The organism is Armatimonadota bacterium (assembly GCA_031081585.1).
Lineage (GTDB): Bacteria > Sysuimicrobiota > Sysuimicrobiia > Sysuimicrobiales > Humicultoraceae > Geohabitans > Geohabitans tengchongensis.
On record JAVHLY010000001.1, the window covers coordinates 91,469 to 111,619 of the forward strand.

Genomic DNA, 20,151 nt, shown 5'->3' on the forward strand with positions numbered 1-20,151 from the left:
CCAGTGGCGAAATCGACGCGAACCGGATGGAGGCGTGGGGCCCGCCAAGCCCCGCCGCGGCGTCGGTGGGCCGCTGGAGCGGCTACGCTGGGGGCCGTCCTCCTGGCCATCGCGGGCGTCTGGCTGTGGGGAAGCAGAGGCGGCGAGGGGAGCGCCGACCCGCTGGCGGTGCTCCACACGCCGGACTTCCACGCCCTGGCCTTCGCCCCCGACGACCCCGACGTCGTCGTTCTTGGCCACCACAACGGCATCCTGCGCAGTGATGACGGCGGGCGCACGTGGCAGGCGCTCGTCGAGCGTCCCAACTTCGACGCCATGGGACTGGCGGTCCACCGGCGCGACGGACGGCGCATCTACCTGGCCGGGCACCTCATCTTCCAGGCCAGCGGCGACGGGGGCCGCACGTGGCGGGCCGTGGAGCACGACCTCCCCTACACGGACATCCACGGCTTGGCGATGAGCCCAGACAACCCGGACCGCCTCTACGCCTTCGTCGTCGGTCACGGGCTCTTTCGCAGCGAGGACGGGGGGCGCCGGTGGATGGCGGTGCCCGCGGCCCTGCCGCCCGACGTCATGGCGCTGGCCGCCGCCGGCGGTCAGCCCGAGACGGTGTACGCAGGCAGCATGCGCGGCGGCGTCATGCGCAGCACCGACGGCGGGGCGACCTGGACCGCGTCGGCCACGGGTCGCGTCTCCAGCACGGTCTTTGCCCTCGCCGTGGATCCCTTGTCCCGCAACACCGTGTACGCCGGCACCAATGGAGGTCTCTTCAAGAGCACCGACGGCGGGGCGACCTGGACGAAGCTCCCCTTCCCCGGAGCGAACGCAGTGGCCCTCGCGGTCAGCCCGGCCCGGCCCACCCGCGTCCTGGCCATCTGGATGAAGCGCCGCGGGCAGGGACTGGTCTACCGCAGTGATGACGGCGGCCGCACCTGGGGGGACGGGATGACGGAGCGGTGAGCTGGGTACAGCGGTCTTCCGCGCAACCGCTGCCTCGTGGGTCAGGCCCGTCGGCGGACCTCGCGTCCGAGCAGCCCTTCGGGGCGGACCATCAGGGTGAGGACGATCACCAGGAAGGCCAAGGTCGTCTTGAACTTCACCGAGACGTACCCGGCGAAGAGCGCCTCCAGGACGCCCAGGCACAGCCCGCCCAGCACGGCCCCCGGCAGGCTGTCCATCCCGCCGAGGACCGCCCCCGCGAACCCCTTGAGGAAGGGGTCGAGCATCATCGCCGGGTCGAGCAGCGTGGCCGGGGCGGTGAGGATCCCGGCGCCGGCGCCGAGAGCCCCGGCCAGCCCCCAGGTGAAGGCCAGGATGCGGCGGGCCGGGATGCCCAGCGCCTGCGCCGCCTCCACGTGCTGGGCCACGGCGCGCATGGCCAGCCCCACGCGCGTGTGCTGCACGACCAGGTAGAGCGCGGCCACCAGGACCAGGCCGGCACCCAGGAGGCCCAGACTGAGCTGGCTCACCACCACGCCGCCCAGGCGGTAGACGCGCGTGTCGGAGAGAGGGAAGGGAAAGACCTTGGTCTCCGCGCCCCACACCGCCGTGGTCAGGCCGTTCAGCACCAGGGCCAGGCCCAACGTGACGACGATCCGCCCGAGCAGCGTCGCCTCCCGGGCCGGGCGCAGGACCACCAGGTAGAAACCGGCGGCGAAGGTCCCCGCCGCGGCCAGGGCGGCGGTGGTGGCCAGCGGGAACCCCCACCCGCCCGCCATCAGCGTGAAGGCGACGAAGGTGGCGGCCGTGGCCAGGTCGCCGTGGGCGAAGTTCAGCACCCGCGAGGCGCGGTAGAGCAGGACGATGCCCAGGGCCATGAGCGCGTAGAGCGTGCCCGCGGCCAGCCCGCCCACGAGCAGCTGCGCCGCCTGGCTCACGTCCGGCACACCGGGTTCACGACCGCCCCACCTGGCTCACGTCCGGCACATCCGCTCCATCCCGGCCGCACCCTCACAGGGGCCACGTCTTCAGGTAGGCCCGGATGCGCAGCCAGCGGCCGTAGAGCCCCTGGGGCTCCACCGCCATCATCAGGATGATGGCCGCCCCGTAGACCACCGGCTGCCACTCCCGCGCCGCCGTGAGCCACTGCGGGACCAGCGTCAGGATCACGGCGCCGATCACCGCCCCCGGGATGGTGGCGAGCCCTCCGACGACGATCATGGCGAAGTAGTAGATCGACTCGAAGAGCGTGAACATCTGCGGCTCGATGTGGCGCAGCGCCTGGGCGAAGAGCGCGCCGCCCACCCCGGCGTAGAAGGCGCTGAGGGCGAAGGCCAGGGTCTTGTACCGGGTGAGGTGGACGCCCATGACCTCGGCGGCAATGTCGCTGTCGCGGATGGCCACGAAGGCCCGCCCGACGTGGGAGCGGGCCAGGTTGACGGCCACCCAGACGAGCACCGCCGCCGTCCCCAGGGCCAGGTAGGCGAGCTGCCGGTCCGGGCTGAGACCCCCCAGCCCCAGGGTGACCCGGGGGATGGGCAGGCCCATGCGCCCGCCGGAGAGCGCCTCCCAGTTGGTCAGCACCTGGTTCACCGCGATGCCGAACCCCAGGGTGGCGATGGTCAGGTAGGGGCCGGTGAGCCGCAGCGCCGGCAGCCCCACGAGCGCGCCGAAGCTGGCGGCGACGAGGCCGGCGAGCGGCCAGGTCACCCACCAGGGTAATCCTCCGGCCAGCCCGGGGAGCGCCGGCACCCCCCGCCCCAGCACGCCCGTGGTGTAGGCGCCGATGGCCACGAAGGCGGCGTGGCCGAGGGAGATCTGCCCCGTGTACCCGGTGAGGAGGGTGAGGCCGACCGCCACGATGACGTGGGTGGCCGCCAGCACGGCGGTAAAGAGGAGGTAGCCCGGGGCATAGAGGGGGAAGAGGAGGAGGGCGACGGCCAGCCCGAGCACCGCCAGCCAGCCGGCGGTGCCGCGCACGAGGGCCAGGTCCTCGTCGTAGCGCTGGCGCAGGTCGGTGCGCATCCGCCTGCGCATCTTCGCCGCGCCGGGCCCGCACTCTTGCGTCGGCCCGCGCCGGCCAGCGCCCCCCGCGCCTGCACGCCCGCCTCCCCGCGTTTGCAAGCCCGTCGCGGATGCGATAGATTGCGCATAGACGCCCGCCGGCGGTCTGGCCGGGCGTTTTTCTCGCCCGCGGGGCAGGGCCGTTCACGCGCAGCGAGGGAGGGACGGATCGAGCGGTGGTGACGAACCGCCTGAAGCTCCTGGTCGGCGGGGTGCAGTTGCGGGACGGCGTCGGCACGGTGGTGGACGTCGTCGGCCGCATCCTCACCCGCGCCGGGCTCTACGTGCTGGCCAACGAGCGCAACTACGCCTCCACCATTTACGGCGCGCACCAGTTCGACCCGCTGGTCATCAGCGCCACCCCGCCGCTCTCCCACGGCGACAACCTCGTCGACATCCTCATGGCCCTGGAGTTCGACGCCAACCCCGACGTGCCGCGCCAACCCAACCGCGACACGATCCTGCGCCACGGCCCGCACCTCCGCGACGGCGGGGTGCTGCTCTACGACTCCTCCACCGGGGAGGTGCCGGTGGACGACCTGGTGGCGCGCGGGGTCAAGGTCTTCCCGCTGCCGGCCCGGCAGATCGCCCTGCGCGAGCTGCGGCGCGAGGTCGTGAAGAACATGGTGGTCACCGGGGCGCTCTTCCGCCTGCTGGAGTTCGACATGGACCAGGCCTACCTCCGGCAGCTCCTGGAGGAGCGCTTCCTGCGCAAGGGCCGGGAGCTCGTCGACCTGAACCTGGAGGCGGCGCGCCGGGGGCGCGAGGTCATCGAGCAGGTCCTGGCCGCCCAGGGGTGGCGGGACGTCGGCTACCGCCTGGAGCCCGTCCCCACCAACGGGGAGCGGCGCCTCCTCGTCTCGGGGAGCGAGGCCCTGGGCATGGGGGCGATCCAGGCCGGGTGCCGCTTCTACGCCGGCTACCCCATCACCCCGGCCTCGCCGCTCCTGGCCTTCATGGAGCGGTGGCTGCCGCGCTACCAGGGACGGTCGCTCCAGGGGCAGAACGAGCGGGAGTCGATCCGCGCGGCCCTGGGGGCCAGCCTGGCCGGGGTGCGCGCCATGGTGGCCTCCTCGGGCCCGGGCATCTCCCTCAAGGTGGAGGAGTTCGGCCTGGCCGGGGCGGGGGAGATCCCGCTGGTGGTCGTGAACGCGCAGCGCGCCGGCCCCTCCACCGGGATGCCGACGAAGACGGAGCAGGCCGACCTGCGGATGATGATCGGCGCCGGCCACGGGGACTTCCCCCGCATCGTGCTGGCCCCCTCCACCCTGGAGGAGTGCTACACGATGATCCAGGAGGCCTTCTACCTGGCCGACAAGTACCAGTGCCCGGTCTTCGTCCTCACCGACCTGACCCTGGCCGAGGTGCGCAAGACCGTCCCCGAGGCCTTCTTCCTGGAGCACCGCATGCCGCCCCACCGGGAGGGCGTGCTCACCGAGGCGGAGCTGCGCCGCGACGGATACCGGCGCTACGCCATCACCGAGTCGGGGATCTCCCCGCGCATCTTCCCCGGCACGCGGGGCGGCATCTTCAAGGTGAGCGGGACGGAGCACGACGAGTTCGGCTTCGTCACCACCGAGCCGCCCAAGCGCGCGGCCATGATGGACAAGCGCATGCGCAAGCTGGAGACCTACCTGCAGGAGGACGCCCGCGGGCCCCAGGTCGTCGGCACCCCGCGCGGGAACCCGGTGCTGGTGGGGTGGGGCTCCACCAAGCCGGTCCTGCTCGAGGCGCGGGAGCGCCTCCGCGCCGACGGGCTGGACGTGGCGGTGGTCCACCTGACGCACCTGTGGCCCTTCCCCACGCACCTGGTGCGGCCGGTCCTGGCGGACGCCGCGGCCATCATCGTCTGCGAACAGAACTGGTCGGGGCAGCTGGCCGACCTGCTCCAGGAGCGCTGCCTGCTCCCCACCCGCCGCATCCTCAAGTACAACGGGCGGGTCTTCTACGTCTCCGACATCATCCGGGGGGTGCGGGAGATCCTGCGCAACGGGGCCACGGAGTTCCGCGTCTCGGAGTTCGTGCCCGTGACCGTGGAGGCCCACGAGGGCGACTGAGTGAGGACGGACCCACCATGAGCACGAAGCCTGCCGCACGCACGCCCATCAGCAAGGTGTGGGAGGAGAACGCCGTCCCGCGCCACCGCATCCAGTGGTGCCCCGGGTGCGGGGACTACGCGGTGCTGAACGCGGTGAAGATGGCGCTCACCCGGCTGGAGCTCATGCCCCACGAGGTCCTGCTCATCGGCGGCATCGGCTGCTCCGGGCAGATCCGCAACTACCTGAACGGCAACGCTCTGCACGGCACCCACGGCGGGCCGCTGGCCTACGCCGTGGGGGTGACCATGGCCAACCCCGAGCTGCGCGTCATCGCGCTGGCCGGCGACGGGGACACCTTCGCCATCGGCGTGGAGAACTTCGTCCACGCCTGCCGCCGCGACCCCAACGTCGCCCTCATCGTCATGGACAACGGCGTCTACGGGCTGACCACCGGGCAGCGCTCCCCCACCGGCGGGCTGGGGCAGCCCCAGGAGGAGTTCAGCGAGGAGTCCCCGCCGGCCTTCAACCCCCTGCGGCTGGCCCTGGCCGCCGGGGCCACCTTCGTCGCCCAGTCCTTCAGCGGCGACCCCCGGCACAGCGCCGACGTCTACGTGGAGGCCATCGAGCACCCGGGGTTCGCCTTCGTGAACGACTTCTCGCCCTGCGTGACCTACAACAAGTTCAACACCTACGACTGGTTCAAGCAGCACGTCGAGCTCGTCCCGCCCGACCACGACCCCGCCGACCTGCAGGCGGCCTTCCGGCTGCTGGACGACTTCGAGGCGCGCGGGCGCCTGCCGCTGGGGGTGATCTACCGGCGCCCGCGGCGCAAGAAGCCGCAGCAGCGGCTCCCCATGTGGGACCACGAGCTGGCCGACGTCGACCTGGAGCCGATGCTGCGCACCTTCCGCTGAGCCGGTCCGACGGCGGCCCGGTCCGCGCCCCGCGGCCCGCCGGCGGGCGCCGGCCTCGCGCCCGGGCGGCCTCGCCCCTCAGGGCTCCCCGAGCGCGTCCAGCTCCGCGCTGAGGGCCTCGGCCAGCGGCGCCACGGTGCCGGCGTCGAAGGCGAAGCGCGCCCCCGCCGCCGCGAAGAGGGCCGGCAGCGGCGCGGCCCCGCCCAGGGCCAGCGCCTCGCGGTAGCGCCGCACCGCGTCGCGGTAGTCCGCCCGCGCCCGCAGCCACACCTGCAGCGCCCCCAGCTGCGCGATGCCGTACTCGATGTAGTAGAAGGGCGCCAGGAAGAGGTGGAGCTGGGCGTGCCACAGCGCCCCGAGCGGCTCCTCGAGCCCCGTCCAGTCCACCGCGGGGTGGAAGCGGCGGTAGGCGGCCACCCAGGCGGCGCGCCGCTCCTCGCGGCTGTGCCCCGGGTGGGTGTAGACCCAGTGCTGGAAGGCGTCGATGGTGGCCACCCAGGGGAGGAGGCGGATGACGCGCTCGAGGCGGTGGCGGTAGGCGCGGCGCCGCTCCTCCGGGTCCGGGTAGAAGGGGTCGAGGTGGTCGGCGGTGAGCAGCTCCATGGCCATGGACGCCACCTCGGCGAACTCCATGGGCGGGTGGCGGTAGGCCAGCAGCGGCTCCTCGCGGACGGCCAGGGCGTTGAAGGCGTGCCCGCCCTCGTGGAGCAGGGTGAGGACGTCGGTGTCCCGCCCCACCGCGTTCATGAAGATGAAGGGCCAGCGCCGCTCCGTCAGCGTGGCCTGGTAGCCGCCGGGGGCCTTGCCCTTGCGGCTGGCCAGGTCGAGCAGCCCCTCCTCGCGCAGGAAGCGGAACTGCGCGGCGAACTCGGGGTCGACCCGGGCGAAGATCTCCTCGGCGCGCGCGGCCAGCTCCTCGGGGCGCTCGAAGGGACGCAGCGGCGGGGCGCCGCTCGGGTCCACCTCCAGGTCCCACGGGCGCAGGCGCTCCACCCCGAGACGCTGCTGCCGCGCCCGGTGGAGGCGCGCCGCCAGCGGCACCAGGTGGGCCTCGACGGCGTCGTGGAAGCGGAAGCAGTCCTCCGGGGTGTAGTCGAAGCGCTCCCGCCGGCGCCAGACGTACTCGCTGTAGGTGGGCACCCCGGCGTTGCGGGCGATCTCCCGGCGCAGGGCCAGCAGCCGGTCGTAGAGGTCGTCCAGCACCTCCCGGTCGGCCAGCCGCCGCCCGGCGATCAGCCGCCACGCCTCCTCGCGCGTCGCCCGGTCGGGCTCCTCCAGGAAGCGGGCCATCTGCTGCAGGGTGCGCTCCGCCCCGCGGTAGGTCACCGTCATCGCCCCGCTGACCTTCTGGTACTGCTGCTCCAGCTCGGCCTCCCGCACCTCCAGGGGCAGGTTGGCCTCGCGGAAGAGGGCGACGCGGGTCTGGACGCTGCGGTCGAAGAGGCGGTAGCGCTCGGGCAGCGCCCGGCGGTGTGGGCTGGCCAGGTAGTGCTCGTCGAGCCGCTGCAGCAGGGCCTTCATCCGCGGCTCCACTTCCCGGATGAAGGTGAGGTAGGCGTGCTCGCGTTCGGGGTCGTCGGTCTGGGAGGTCATGGCGATGTAGCGCCGCGCCCGCTCCTCGCCCACGGCGGCGAGCAGCTCGCTCACGTCTTCCAACCACCGCTCCAGGGCGTCGGGGGACTCCGGGGTGCGCGCCAGCAGGGCCGCCCCCAGCGGCTCGATGGTCTCCCACCGCCCCAGGTCGGCGTCGGGCGGGACGAACCGGCGCGGGAAGACCTTGCGGGGATCGAGGCGGACGGCCATGTGCAGCCACTCCTGTCCGAGGTCTGGGGCCCCGCCGCCGCGTGACGGGCGGGCGCGGGGCGTCGCCCCGGACCGGGGCGACGCCTAGGGGGCGTAGCGGCCGGCGGCGAGCATGCGGTCGGCGATGGCCCGGCCCAGCGCGACGGCGTTCGCCGGCGGGTAGCGCAGCAGGCGGCGCAAGCCCGTCAGGGCCGTGCGCAGCGCCTCTCCCTCCTCGACCGCGGCCAGCACCTCGCGGCCCAGCCCCTCCAGGCGGGGCACGGCCTCGTTCACCCAGGCCCGGGCCATGAGGGCGTGCCCCTCCGCCCCCGGCGTCCCCGCCGCCTGCTGGGCGCGCCGCACCACCGACTCCATGGCGTAGACCTCACTCACCATATCGGCCAGCCAGCCCAGAATTTCCTGGTGCTCCTCCAGGGCCGGGCCCAGCCGGCGCACCGCCGCCCCCGCCGCCACGAGCACCGCCTGCTTGGCCAGGGCCACCTGCTGCCGCTCCGCAGCGAGCCCCTCTCCGGCTGCGCCGTCCCGCCCCAGGGCCGGCAGGGCGGGGCTCAGCACCGCCTCGGCGGCCCGCTGGGCCGCCGCCAGCAGGGGCAGACGGCCGCGCTGTGCCCGCCGGAGCAGCATGCCGGTGATGAGGAGGCGGTTGATCTCGTTGGTCCCCTCGAAGAGGCGGTTGATGCGCGCGTCGCGGTAGGCGCGGGCGGCCGGGTAGTCCTCGATGAACCCGTACCCGCCGTAGATCTGCACCAGCTCGTCCACGACCCGGTCGAGCATCTCCGAGGCGAAGACCTTGGCGATGGAGCACTCCACCGCGTACTCCTCCAGCGCCCCCAGGTACCCGCCCTCCTGTGGGGCCCGGGCCAGCGCCGCGTCGATGAGCCCGCCCGTCCGGTAGACCATCGCCTCGGTGGCATAAAGCCGCAGGGCCATCTGGGCCAGCTTCTGCTTGATCAGCCCGAACGCGGCGAGGGGCCGGCCGAACTGCCGGCGCTCCTGCGCGTAGGCCAGGGCCTGGCGGAAGGCCAGCATCGCTCCGCCGAGCACCCCGGCGGCCAGCTTGAACCGCCCGACGTTCAGGATGGTGAAGGCGATCTTGTGCCCCTGCCCGACCTCGCCCAGCACGTTGGCCGCCGGGACGCGCGCCTGCTCGAAGAAGAGGGAGGCGGTGGAGGAGCCGCGGATGCCCATCTTGTGCTCCTCCTCCCCGACCGTCAGCCCCGGCGTCCCCCGCTCGACGATGAAGGCGGTGTGGTGCTGCCCGTCCACCTTGGCGTAGGTGACGAAGAGGTCGGCGAAGGCGGCGTTGGTGATGAACTGCTTGGTGCCGGTGAGGAGGTAGGCCTCCCCCTCGCGCACGGCGCGCGTGCGGATGGCCATGGCATCCGAGCCGGCGGTGGGCTCGGTGAGGGCGTAGGCGCCGATGCGCTCGCCGCGGGCCATCGCCGGGAGGTAGCGCTGCCGCTGGGCCTCGTTGCCGTAGAAGACGATGGGGAGCGTGCCGATGCCGATGTGCGCCCCCACGGAGACGGAGAAGGAGGAGGCCATCCCCAGCCGCTCGGTGATCACCAGGGCCGTGATCTTGTCGAGCCCCAGCCCCCCGTAGGCCTGGGGGATCTCCGCGCCCAGGAAGCCCAGCGCCCCCAGCCGGGCGATGAGCGCGCGCGTGAGCGCCCAGTCCTTGGCCTCCAGGCGGTCGGCGACGGGCAGGACCTCGCCGGTGACGAACTCCTCCACCGTCCGCGCCACCAGGCGCTGCTCGTCGGTCAGCATCTCGGGGGTGAAGATCGGCCCCTCCGGGTCGGCCACCAGGAACCCGCCGCCCTGCCGGGCCACCTCCTCCTGCGCCACGCCTGCCTCTCGGGTCGTCACCGCCTCCCGCCTCCTGTTCCCTCGGCCCTCACGGACGCGCGCCCGCGGCGTCCCGGCGCCTCACCACCGGGCGCGCCGCCCGTGGCCTCCATGCAGCCTCACGGGCGCTCGAAGAGGCCGGCCGCGCCCATGCCGCCGCCCACGCACATCGTCACGAGGCCGTAGCGCCCCCCGCGCCGGGCCAGCTCGTACAGCAGCGTCACCGTCATGCGCGCGCCGGTCGCCCCCAGCGGGTGCCCCAGGGCGATGGCCCCGCCGTTCACGTTGAGCCGACTCTCGTCCAGCTCGAGGGCCCGCACCACCGCCAGGGCTTGCGCGGCGAAGGCCTCGTTGAGCTCGATCAGGTCGACGTCCTCCAGCCGTACTGCGGCCAGACGCAGCGCCTTGGGAATGGCCTCCACCGGCCCGATGCCCATGAGCTCCGGGGCCACGCCCGCCGTGGCGAAGGCCCGGAAGACCCCGAGCGGCCGCGCGCCCAGGCCGGCCGCCACCCGGTCGGCGACCACCACCACGGCCGCCGCCCCGTCGCTGGTCTGGGAGGCGTTGCCGGCGGTGACCACGCCGTCGCGGGCGAAGACCGGGGGCAGCGCGGCCAGCCGCTCCAGCGAGGTGTCCCGCCGGATGCCCTCGTCGTGCGCCAGCGTCACCGACGTAGGGCGGGGGCGCCCGTCGCCGTCCTCGTAGCGCGTGACGGTGAGCGGCAGGATCTCCTCGCTGAAGCGGCCGGCGTCGTCGGCGGCGGCGGCGCGCTGGTGGCTGCGCAGGCTGAAGACGTCCTGGGCCTCGCGGGTGACGTGGAAGCGCTTCGCCACCACCTCGGCCGTCAGCCCCATGGAGAGGAAGACCTCAGGCCACGCCACGGTCAGGTGGGGGTTGGGGGCGTAGCGCCACCCCGTCATGGGGATGAGCGTCATCGACTCCACGCCGCCGGCCACGGCCACGTCCACCTGGCCCGTCATCACCTCCTGGGCGGCCATGGCGATGGCCTGCAGCCCCGAGGCGCAGAAGCGGTTGACGGTCACGGCGCTGCTGGTGACCGGCAGCCCGGCGCGCAGGGCGGCGATGCGGGCAACGTTGAGGCCCTGTTCCCCCTCGGGCATGGCGCAGCCCAGCACCACGTCCTCCACCTGCGCCGGCTCGAGGTCGGGGACGCGGCGCACCGCCTCCGCCACCACCGCCGCCGCTAGCTCGTCGGGGCGGGTGTCCTTGAAGGCCCCGCGCGGGGCCTTGCCGATGGCGGTGCGCACCGCCGAGACGATCACCGCATCGCGCATGCGCCGTCCCTCACCCTTCGTCCGTCGACTGCCCGCGGCCCGGGGGGCCCGCGGGTCGGGTCAGTTCCGCAGGGGCCGCCCCGTCTGGAGGAGGTGGCGGATCCGCTCCTGGGTGCGCGCCTCCCCCAGCAGGCTGAGGAAGGCCTCGCGCTCCAGCTCCAGCAGGTAGGCCTCCGAGACCCAGGACCCCTCCGGCACGTCGCCGCCCGTCATGACGTAGGCCAGGCGGCGCCCCACCACCTCATCATAGGCCGTGATGTGCCCCCCGGTCTTCAGGATGTACAGGAGGGACTCCAGCGCCGCCCGCCCGCGCTGGCCGGCCACCCGCACCGGAGCCGGCGGTTCGCCGTGGTAGCCCAGCTGTACCAGCGACCGCGCCACCTCGCGCGCGTCGGCCACCACCCGGTCGGGGTTCATCGTCACCAGGTCCGCCTCCCGCAGGTAGCCCAGCTCCCGCGCCTCCAGGGCCGAGCGGGAGACCCGCGCGCGCGCCACCGTCTCGAAGGCCCAGCGCAGCAACGGGAGGAGGTCAAGCGTGACGTCGGCGGGGATGCGCCGGCTCAGGCGCCGCACCACCTCCATCGTCCCCGTGCCGGCCGGGATGAGCCCCACCCCCGTCTCCACCAGGCCCAGATAGGTCTCGGCGGCGGCCACCACGCGCGGGCAGGCCATCGCCATCTCGACGCCGCCGGCCAGCGTCCGCCCGGCCACCGCCGCCACCACCGGCTTGGGGTGGTGGCGGACGCGCTGCAGCAGGTCCTGGAAGGTGCGCAGCGCCAGGTCGAGCTCCTCCCAGTTGCCCTCCTGCGCCTCCATCAGCAGGAGGGCCAGGTTGGCGCCGGCGGAGAAGTCGGCCGCGTCCGTGCCGATCACGAGCGCCTCGAACTCCCGCTCCAGCCGGTCCAGCCCCGCCGCCAGCACCTCCAGCGTGCCGAGGCCGATCAGGTTCAGCTTGCCGTGCAGCGCCACCGCGGCGATCCCCTCGCCCAGGTCCAGCAGTGAGGCGTCGGCGTTCTGTGCGAGCACCCGGCCCGTGCGGCGGACGGCGCCCAGCCGCAGGACCCCCGGGGGCTCCGAGACGGGACGGTAGGTGGCCGTGGCCGGGTCGAAGGCGGCCCTGCCCGCGGGGTCGTCACGGTAGAAGCGCCCCTCGCCGCGGCGCAGCACATCCTCCACCAGCGGGGGGAGGGGGACGCCCTCGGCGTCCAGCCGCTCCGCCACCGCGGCCACGCCCAGCAGGTCCCAGGTCTCGAAGGGGCCCTCCTCCCAGTTGAAGCCCCAGCGCATCGCCCGGTCGACGTTCACCACGTCGTCGCTGACCTCGGGGATGCGGCGCGCGGCGTAGACCAGCGCGTCGCGCACCAGCGTCCACACGAAGCGGCCCAGCGCGTCCTCGGCGGCCATGGCCGCGCGGAGCCGGTCGGCCAGCGGCAGCTCCCGCACCGCCTCCACCCACCCCACCTGCGGGCGCCGCCGCGGCCGGTAGGTGAGGGTGGCCAGGTCGAGGGCTTCCACGCCGGCCTCGGTGCGGCGGTAGAAGCCGCCGCCCGTCTTCTCGCCCAGCCACCCGCGCCGCACCATCTCCTCCAGCGGCGCCGGCGCGCGGAAGGTCTCGCGGGCCTCGTCGTGGGGCAGGTGGGCGTAGCTGTGGGCGGCCACGGCCAGGGCGACGTCGAGCCCCACCAGGTCGGCGGTGCGGAAGGTGGCCCCGCGCCGGCCCAGGAAGGGTCCGGTGACGGCGTCCACCTCCTCGACGGTGAGCCCCAGCGCCAGCATCAGGTGGACGGCGCGCAGGAAGGCGAACGTGCCGATGCGGTTGGCGATGAAGTTGGGCGTGTCCTTGGCGTAGACGATCCCCTTGCCGAGTCGCCGGTCGCCCCAGGCCGCCACCGTGGCGGTGACGGCCGGGTCGGTGGCCGGGGTGGGGATGAGCTCCAACAGCCGCATGTAGCGCGGCGGGTTGAAGAAGTGCGCGCCGAGGAAGTGGCGCCGCGCCGCCTCGGGCAACGCCTCGCCGATGCGTCCCACCGGCAGCCCCGAGGTGTTGGTGGTGATGATCGTCCCCGGGCGCCAGGACGCGCCCACCCGGTGGAGCAGCGCCTGCTTGGTCGGCAGGTCCTCCACCACCGCCTCGATGACCCAGTCGGCCTGCGCCACCTGTTCCAGGTCGCGCTCCACATCCCCGGGCGTGATCAGGCGGTCCACCTCCGGCAGGAAAAGCGGTGCCGGCTCCCACCGCCGCAGCCGCTCCTTGGCCTGATGGGCCAGGTCGCCCAGGTCGAGGAGGACTGTTGCCACCCCGGCGTTGGCCAGGTGCGCGGCGATCTGGCTGCCCATCACCCCGGCGCCCAGGACGACCGCGCGGCGCAGCGTCACGGCTGCAATCGCAGGGTCCCCTCCGCTGCGGCATCGATGGCCCGGCGGTCGGTGAGGAGCGGGTGGTAGGCCCCGCGGGCCCAGGGACCGGCGAAGTCGCGGTAGTGGCGGTGGAAGGGGAGGCCGCTCTGCCCGGTGGAGTGCATCGCCCGCGCCTCCCAGGTGCGCGTGTCCACCAGGAAGCGGTAGGAGGCGATGGCCACCTGCCGGAACGGCTCCTCCGGGCTGTAGGCGCCCATGTTCACCGTGAAGGCCGACCCCCCGGTGGCCGGCGGCCGGGCGTTGAAGACCCACCCGAGCCCCCGCACGCGTCCGAGGGGGTGGGTGAAGGTGGGCGTGTGGGCGCGCCCCCACGTCCAGCCCGCTCGGTCGCGGCCGTAGCGCTGTCCCAGCGTCTCCACCGCGCGGCGCAGGGCGTCCTCCACGGCGCGGTCCCGCCCCGCCGGTCCCCACCAGGGGTCGCGCGGGCGGCCGCTCAGCCGCAGCAGGACCAGCAGGGGCGCGTCGTAGGCGCGCAGGTAGCGGGCGAAGAGGTCGCGGTCGAGGGTGTCGCGGAAGAGGGCGGCGAGCAGCTCGTGCAGCAGGGCGTGGTAGAGGAGCGGGGCGCGCAGGTGGGGGGCCATGGTCCCGTCCCACCGCTGCACCTCCTGGAAGAGCGCCCGCAGGTCGGGGTCGGTGAGGCGCACGTCCTGCCAGGCGGCCACGAAGCGGCGGGCCAGCAGGTCGGTCTGGTCCTGCTGGATGCGCGCCATCGCCTCCAGGTCGAGCCGCCCGGCCCCCTCCAGCAGCTGGGTGATCCGCAGCGCCCGGAACCCCACGTCGAAGTCGTCGCCCAGGTAGTACGGGTAGTCGGAGGGGGCCACCCGGTTGTTGGCGGTGACGATGAGGCCGCGGGGCGGGTTGAAGAGCACCGGCAGCGCCTCGTCGGGGACGAACCCCTGCCACTCGAAGGTTCCGGTCCACCCCGGCACCGGACGCAGGCCCGTCGCCCCCGGCGGCCGGACCGGCACGCGCCCCGGCATGACGTACCCGATGTTGCCCTGACGGTCGGCGTAGACCACGTTCTGGGCGGGGACCGTCCACCCGCGCAGCGCCGCCCGGAACTCCTGCCAGGTCCGCGCCCGGTTCAGGCGCAGCACCGCCCCCGGCAGGTCGTCGGGGTCGTGCCCGGTCCAGCGCAGGGCCAGGAAGAGCGGCAGGTGGCGCACCGCCGGGTTGAGCATGGGGCCGTGGCGGGTGATGCGCACGGTGAGGACCTCGGGGAGGGCGCGGCCGCGCACGCGGATCACTTCGCGCACGACGCGCGCCCGCAGCCAGCTCCCGCGGTAGAGGTACCGGTCGGGGTCCTCCGGGTGGAAGCGCTCGATGTACAGGTCCTGCACGTCGGGGTTGGCGTTGGTGAGGCCCCAGGCGATGTGGCGGTTGTGGCCGATGACCACCCCGGGCGTGCCGGCGAAGCTGGCGCCGATGACGTCGTAGGGCCCGCCTACCAGGTGCACGGTGTACCAGATGGCCGGCATCTGCGCCTCGAGGTGCGGGTCGTTGGCCAGCAGCGCCCCACCGCTGCCGGAGCGGCGCGGGCCCACCACCCAGCTGTTGCTCCCCCAGGGTCCCCCGCCCCGCGCGCCCTCGCCGCCGGGCGCGGTGATCACGGGCGCGCCCGGGGCCTCCCGCGGCAGCAGGGCCGCGGCCGCGCCCGGGCCGAAGCGTCCCTCCAGCGCCGCCTGCAGCACCTCCTGCCGCCAGTTGCCGCCCAGCACCCAGGCCATGAAGCGGGCGAAGGCCAGCGTGTCCACGGGGCTCCACGGCTCGGGGCGGACGCGCAGCAGGGTGAACTCCAGCGGCAGGCGCCCGCGGTGGGCGCGCAGGAAGGCGTTCACGCCGGCACTGTAGGCGCGCAGGGCGGCGGCGCTCTCGTCGCTCACCCCGGCGCGCCAAATGGCGTCTGCCGTGCGCCGCAGCCCGATCACCCGCATGAGGCGGTCGGCCTCCAGCGCCGCCGGGCCGAAGAGCTCGGCCAGCCGCCCGGCGGCCAGGCGGCGGAAGAGCTCCATCTGCCAGAGGCGGTCCTGCGCGTGCACGTACCCCTGGGCGAAGAAGAGGTCGTGGGTGGTGCGGGCATAGATGTGGGGGACGCCCCAGCGGTCGCGCACGACCTCTACCGGGGCGTGCAGGCCGGGCACCCGCACCGTGCCGTGGACCTGAGGGAAGGGACGGCGCACCAGGTAGACGGCGGTCCCCCCCGCGGCGAGGAGCAGGACCAGGAGCACGACCAGGCCGGCGCGCAGGATCCGGGCCACGGCCTGTGCTCTTCGCCCGGCGGCGAGAGCGCTCCTCTGTGGCCCGGCGGCATGACGTGGGCGGCGCAGGACCCGCTCGTGACGCGGGGCGCGCCGGGCCGCCGTCGTGACGCGGGGCCCCCGGCCTCGCGCCGCGGGATCGCGCCGCCCGGAGTGCTACAGTGACGACGTGGTGACGCTGACCGGCGCTGCCCAGGTGCGCGTCCGTGCCGCGCTCGTCTCCGTGGGCGCCAGCCTGGCCCTCCTGGCCCTGAAGTTCGGTGCCTACCGGCTGACCGGGTCCGCGGCCATCCTCTCCGACGCGGCCGAGTCCGTGATGAACGTCATCGCCGCCAACGTGGCCCTCCTCAGCCTGGTGGTGGCGGCCCGTCCGGCGGACGCGGGGCACCGCTACGGCCACGGCAAGGCCGAGTACGTCAGCAGCGCCACTGAGGGGGCCCTCATCCTCCTGACCGGGGTGATCGTGGTGGCCAACGGTATCGGCCGGCTCGTGCGCCCCGCCCCGCTGGCGGCCCTGCCCCTGGGCGTGGCGCTGCTGCTGGTGGCGGCGGGGGCGAACGCGCTCGTGGCCCGGTTCCTGCTGCGCATCTCGCGGGAGCACGACTCCGCGGCGCTGGCCGCCGACGCGCACCACCTCCTGGCCGACGTCCTGACCTCGCTGGGGGTAGTGTGCGGGTTGGGGCTGCAAGGGTTGCTGGGCGTGGTGTGGATCGACCCGGTCATCGGCGTGCTCGTGGGCGCGCACGTGGTTCGCCTGGGCGCCGGGGTGTTTCGCCGCGCCATCGAGGGCCTGATGGATTCCCCCCTGCCGTCGGAGGAGGAGGCGCGGATCCACGTCATCCTGGGCGACCACGCCGACGAGATCGTCGAGTACCATGCCCTGCGCACCCGCAAGGCCGGCCAGCAGCGCTTCATCGACCTCCACCTGGTGCTCCACCGCACGCTCACGGTAGGGCGGGCGCACCGGCTCTGCGACCATCTGGAGGAGCACATCCGGGAGGCCCTCCCCGGGACCGACATCACCATCCACGTGGAGCCCTGTGGGCCGGCCTGCGAGCGCTGCGGCGTCGGCGAGGCGGCCATGGCGGCCATGGACGCGCGGGAGGCGGGCACGGGGTGAGGGAGCCTCCGCGGCCCCGCGCATCCCCCACGCTCCTGGCTGTGACCGTGGTGCTGGGTCTGGGCCTGGCACCGCGGCTGGTCCCGCTCTCCTACCTGGACGTCGTCGCCACGGCCCTGGTCCTCGCCCCGGCCGTGATGGGTCTCCACCTGCTCCACCGGACGGGTCTCATCTCGTTTGGCCACGGAGCCTTCTTCGGGCTGGGGGCGTACGCGGGGGGGCTTCCTCTACACGTTCTGGGATGTCACCTCACTCCCGGTGTACCTGGCGGCCGGGGTGGCGGCGGCGTCGGGGCTGGGGGCCGCCTTCGGGGCGCTGGTGGCGCGCGTCGGCCGGTCCTCCTGCCCGGTCCTGACGCTGGCCCTGGGACAGATCGTGCACGCGCTCTTCGTCAGCGGCGCGGTGTTTCGGCTCTTTGGCGCGGTGGGACAGGGGTTCTTCCTCGTGGGCACCGGCGGGCTCTTCATCCCACGGTTCCCGCTGGCCGGCCCGGCGCTCCCCGAACCGGCCTCGACGGTGGCCCTCTACTACACCATCCTCACCGCCGTCGCCGCCACGGGCTGGGTCCTCTGGCGGGTGGACCGCTCGCCGTTTGGTCTGGCGCTTCGGGCCGTGGGCGCCAATGAGCTGCGGGCGGCGTGCACCGGCGTGCCCGTCCGGCAGTACCGGTGGGCGACCTTCGTCATCTCGGCCGGTGCGGCAGGCTTGGGAGGCGCCCTCTCCGGCCAGCTCTACCGCCAGATCACCCCGCAGCACCTGAGCTGGCTCTTCTCCGCGCAGCTGGTCTTCCCCCTGATCCTGGGAGGGACCGCCCGATTCTCCGGTCCCCTGGTGGGTACCGCGGCCTTCGTCGCCCTGCAGGAGGTGGCCCTGCGGACCACTCAGTACCGTGGCTTGGTCCTGGGCGCCGCGTTCGTGGCGTTGGCCCGCTTCCTGCCGCACGGTCTCACCGGCGTGTGCTCCCGACCGACGCCGGTCACCGGCGGGGAGGGCGCCCGCCGACCGGACGCCCATGCCGCGGCCCGCTGACTGGGCCCCTGCTCCCGGCGTCCGGGAGGCACCATCCCCGCCTTGACGACCTCCCCGGGACCGCCTAAGATTTAGCTCAACCTAATTTAGTCTCGACTAAACACCACCCGGGAGGCGGTGCCTGCATGACCAGCGAGGGTCCCGAAGCCGACCGCCGGCTCTCCCGTCGGAACTTCCTCTCCACCGCCGCCGGCCTGCTCGGAGGAGCCGGCCTCCTCTCGTGGGGGTCGAGGCTCCCCGGCCTGGCCGCGGGCCGGGCCAGGGCCGTCAGGGCACCGTCGCCCCATTCACCGGAGGCCGCACCGGCACACGCCATGCCCGCAGCCTCGCCGCCCACACCGGCCGGCCACGGCCTGGGGGCTGTCGGCGAGGTCGACGTCAGGAGGATGGGATTCGACCCCTCCGCCTACCTGACGCGCTTCGACTGGGGGCGCGCCCGGCCGCTGGGCGGCGGTGGGAGCCTGCGGGAGTACCAGGTGGTGGCCTACGACCGGGAGATCGAGATCGCCCCGGGGGTCTTCTTCCCGGCATGGACCTTCAACGGCACCGTTCCCGGACCGACGCTGCGAGCCCGGGAAGGGGACCGGCTGCGGATTCGCTTCATCAACGCGGGCACGCACCCGCACACGATGCACTTTCACGGGATCCACACGGCCGAGATGGACGGGGTGCCCGGCATCGGCGCCGGGGAGGTCGCGCCCGGCCGGAGCACGGTGTACGAGTTCCGGGCCGAGCCCTTCGGCCTGCACCTCTACCACTGCCACGCCGTGCCGCTGAAACGCCACATCCACAAGGGGCTGTACGGGGTCTTCATCATCGACCCCGCGGGCGGCCGCCCGCCGGCGCGCGAGCTGGTGATGGTGCTGAACGCCTTCGACACCAACTTCGACGGCGAGAACGAGGTCTACGCGGTCAACACGGTGGCGTTCCACTACATGCGCCACCCCATCCGGGTCCGGCGCGGGGAGCTGGTGCGCATCTACCTGGTGAACATGACGGAGTTTGACCCGATCAACTCCATCCACATCCACGCCAACTTCTTCCACGTCTACCGCACCGGCACGCGCCTGCGCACCGACGAGTTCACCGACACCATCATGCTGGCCCAGGGCGAACGGGCCATCCTGGAGATGCGCTTCCCCTACCGGGGGCGGTACATGTTCCACGCCCACGTCAGCGAGTTCACCGAACTGGGGTGGATGGGGTTCTTCGAGGTGACCGACGATGACCTCTGAGCGTGTCTCCGCCCTGCCCGCGGCCCCGTCCCGTCCCGGCGGCGCGCGGCTGTGGCTCCTGGGGATCTATCCCCTCGCCCTCATCGCCCTGCTGGTCCTCCTCGTCCTGCGCCTGGGCCCGCTGGGCGTCTTCCAGGCGGCCTTCCCTCCGGTGGAGGACCTGACCATCACCCGCGTCCGCCTGACCCCGGGGCAGTTCCAGGTCCACGTCACCAACGGGGGCGCCGACCCGGTGACCATTGCCCAGGTGCTGGTGGACGAGGCGTACTGGGAGCACACGGTCGCCCCGCAGCGCACCATCCCGCGGCTGGGGTCGGCCACCGTCACCATCCCCTACCCGTGGGTGGAGGGCGAGGCCCACGAGATCGTGCTGGTCACCGCCACCGGGCTGACCTTCAGCCACACGGTCGAGGTGGCGGCCCCGAGCCCTCAGCCCACGCGGGCCTTCCTCCTGACCTTCACGCTGCTCGGGGTCTACGTCGGGGTCCTCCCCGTCTTCTTGGGCATGCTCTGGTTCCCGTTCCTGCGGGCGCTGGGCCGGCGCTGGATCCACTTCTTCCTGGCGCTCACCGCCGGGCTCCTGGTCTTCCTTGGGGTGGACGCGCTGGAGGAAGCCCTGGCGACGGCGGCGGCCCTCCCCACCGCGTACCACGGCACGGCCCTGGTGGCGGTGGGGACGCTGGGGGCGGTCATGCTGCTGGTGGTGGCGGGCCGGCTGGCCGCCCGCCGCGGTCCCCGGCCGCTGGTGGTGGCCTACCTGATCGCGCTGGGCATCGGCCTGCACAACCTGGGGGAGGGGCTGGCCATCGGGGCCGCCTTCAACCTGGGCGAGGTGGCGCTGGGCGCCTTCCTCGTCATCGGCTTCATGCTGCACAACACCACCGAGGGGCTGGGGATCGTCGCCCCGCTGGCGCGCACGCCCCCGGGGGTGGGCCACCTGGTCCTGCTGGGGCTGGTGGCAGGCGTGCCGACCATCCAGGGAGCGTGGCTCGGCGGGTTCACCTACTCCCCGGTGCTGGCCGCGCTCTTCCTGGCGCTGGGGGCGGGGGCGATCTTCCAGGTGGTGTACGAGATCGCCCGCCTCATGGCCGCCGACGCCGCCGAGGGCCTGGCCACGGCGCTCAACGCCGGCGGTTTCGTGCTCGGGCTGCTGATCATGTACGTGACCGGACTGCTCGTGGCGGTGTGA

Annotated in this window: 14 protein-coding genes; 7 read left to right on the forward strand and 7 right to left on the reverse strand. The window is 73.8% G+C overall.

The features are described from left to right. Positions 1-168 precede the first annotated feature (168 nt). Positions 169-960: a sialidase family protein gene (locus tag RB146_00415; GenBank protein MDQ7827443.1), complete on the forward strand. Its 792-nt coding sequence runs from the start codon at positions 169-171 to the stop codon at positions 958-960. A gap of 41 nt (positions 961-1,001) precedes the next feature. On the opposite strand, the gene RB146_00420 is transcribed toward RB146_00415, so the two are convergent. Further along, positions 1,002-1,886 carry a branched-chain amino acid ABC transporter permease gene (locus RB146_00420; GenBank protein ID MDQ7827444.1) on the reverse strand — a complete coding sequence of 295 codons (885 nt, stop codon included), beginning with the start codon at positions 1,884-1,886 and terminating at the stop codon, positions 1,002-1,004. Positions 1,887-1,950: 64 nt separating this feature from the next. After that, positions 1,951-2,964: a branched-chain amino acid ABC transporter permease gene (locus tag RB146_00425; GenBank protein MDQ7827445.1), complete on the reverse strand. Its 1,014-nt coding sequence runs from the start codon at positions 2,962-2,964 to the stop codon at positions 1,951-1,953. Positions 2,965-3,182: 218 nt separating this feature from the next. On the opposite strand from RB146_00425, the gene RB146_00430 reads away from it, so the two are divergent. Both RB146_00430 and RB146_00435 read left to right on the forward strand, forming a co-directional pair. After that, positions 3,183-5,060, forward strand: coding sequence for a 2-oxoacid:acceptor oxidoreductase subunit alpha (locus tag RB146_00430; GenBank protein ID MDQ7827446.1), 1,878 nt, complete (start codon positions 3,183-3,185; stop codon positions 5,058-5,060). Positions 5,061-5,077: 17 nt separating this feature from the next. Further along, the gene (locus tag RB146_00435; protein MDQ7827447.1) at positions 5,078-5,956 is read left to right on the forward strand and encodes a thiamine pyrophosphate-dependent enzyme; all 879 of its coding nucleotides are present in this window, start codon (positions 5,078-5,080) and stop codon (positions 5,954-5,956) included. Between the two features lie 78 nt (positions 5,957-6,034). On the opposite strand, the gene RB146_00440 is transcribed toward RB146_00435, so the two are convergent. The 5 genes from RB146_00440 to RB146_00460 all read right to left on the reverse strand — a co-directional run bounded on the left by RB146_00440 (position 6,035) and on the right by RB146_00460 (position 15,578). Beyond that, the gene (locus RB146_00440) at positions 6,035-7,759 is read right to left on the reverse strand and encodes a M3 family oligoendopeptidase (GenBank protein ID MDQ7827448.1); all 1,725 of its coding nucleotides are present in this window, start codon (positions 7,757-7,759) and stop codon (positions 6,035-6,037) included. 84 nt (positions 7,760-7,843) lie between these two features. Further along, complete coding sequence (locus RB146_00445) at positions 7,844-9,628, reverse strand: acyl-CoA dehydrogenase family protein (protein ID MDQ7827449.1); 1,785 nt, start codon at positions 9,626-9,628, stop codon at positions 7,844-7,846. A gap of 98 nt (positions 9,629-9,726) precedes the next feature. Continuing rightward, positions 9,727-10,902 (reverse strand): acetyl-CoA C-acyltransferase, encoded by a 1,176-nt coding sequence (locus RB146_00450; protein ID MDQ7827450.1) that lies wholly within the window; start codon positions 10,900-10,902, stop codon positions 9,727-9,729. A 60-nt stretch (positions 10,903-10,962) separates the two neighbouring features. Next, entirely contained in the window at positions 10,963-13,278 is a 2,316-nt protein-coding gene (locus tag RB146_00455) for a 3-hydroxyacyl-CoA dehydrogenase/enoyl-CoA hydratase family protein (protein MDQ7827451.1), read from the reverse strand. Then, positions 13,275-15,578: a penicillin acylase family protein gene (locus tag RB146_00460; protein ID MDQ7827452.1), complete on the reverse strand. Its 2,304-nt coding sequence runs from the start codon at positions 15,576-15,578 to the stop codon at positions 13,275-13,277. The genes RB146_00455 and RB146_00460 overlap by 4 nt, the downstream gene beginning before the upstream one ends. A gap of 172 nt (positions 15,579-15,750) precedes the next feature. Between RB146_00460 and RB146_00465 the strand changes: the two genes are divergently transcribed. The 4 genes from RB146_00465 to RB146_00480 all read left to right on the forward strand — a co-directional run bounded on the left by RB146_00465 (position 15,751) and on the right by RB146_00480 (position 20,151). Further along, positions 15,751-16,698, forward strand: a complete 948-nt coding sequence (locus tag RB146_00465) for a cation diffusion facilitator family transporter (GenBank protein ID MDQ7827453.1) — start codon at positions 15,751-15,753, stop codon at positions 16,696-16,698. Between the two features lie 258 nt (positions 16,699-16,956). Next, on the forward strand, positions 16,957-17,727 hold the full coding sequence (locus RB146_00470; protein MDQ7827454.1) for a branched-chain amino acid ABC transporter permease: 771 nt from the start codon (positions 16,957-16,959) through the stop codon (positions 17,725-17,727). A gap of 386 nt (positions 17,728-18,113) precedes the next feature. Then, positions 18,114-18,962 carry a multicopper oxidase domain-containing protein gene (locus tag RB146_00475; GenBank protein MDQ7827455.1) on the forward strand — a complete coding sequence of 283 codons (849 nt, stop codon included), beginning with the start codon at positions 18,114-18,116 and terminating at the stop codon, positions 18,960-18,962. Then, on the forward strand, positions 18,952-20,151 hold the full coding sequence (locus RB146_00480; GenBank protein ID MDQ7827456.1) for a metal transporter: 1,200 nt from the start codon (positions 18,952-18,954) through the stop codon (positions 20,149-20,151). Before RB146_00475 ends, RB146_00480 begins: the two co-directional genes overlap by 11 nt.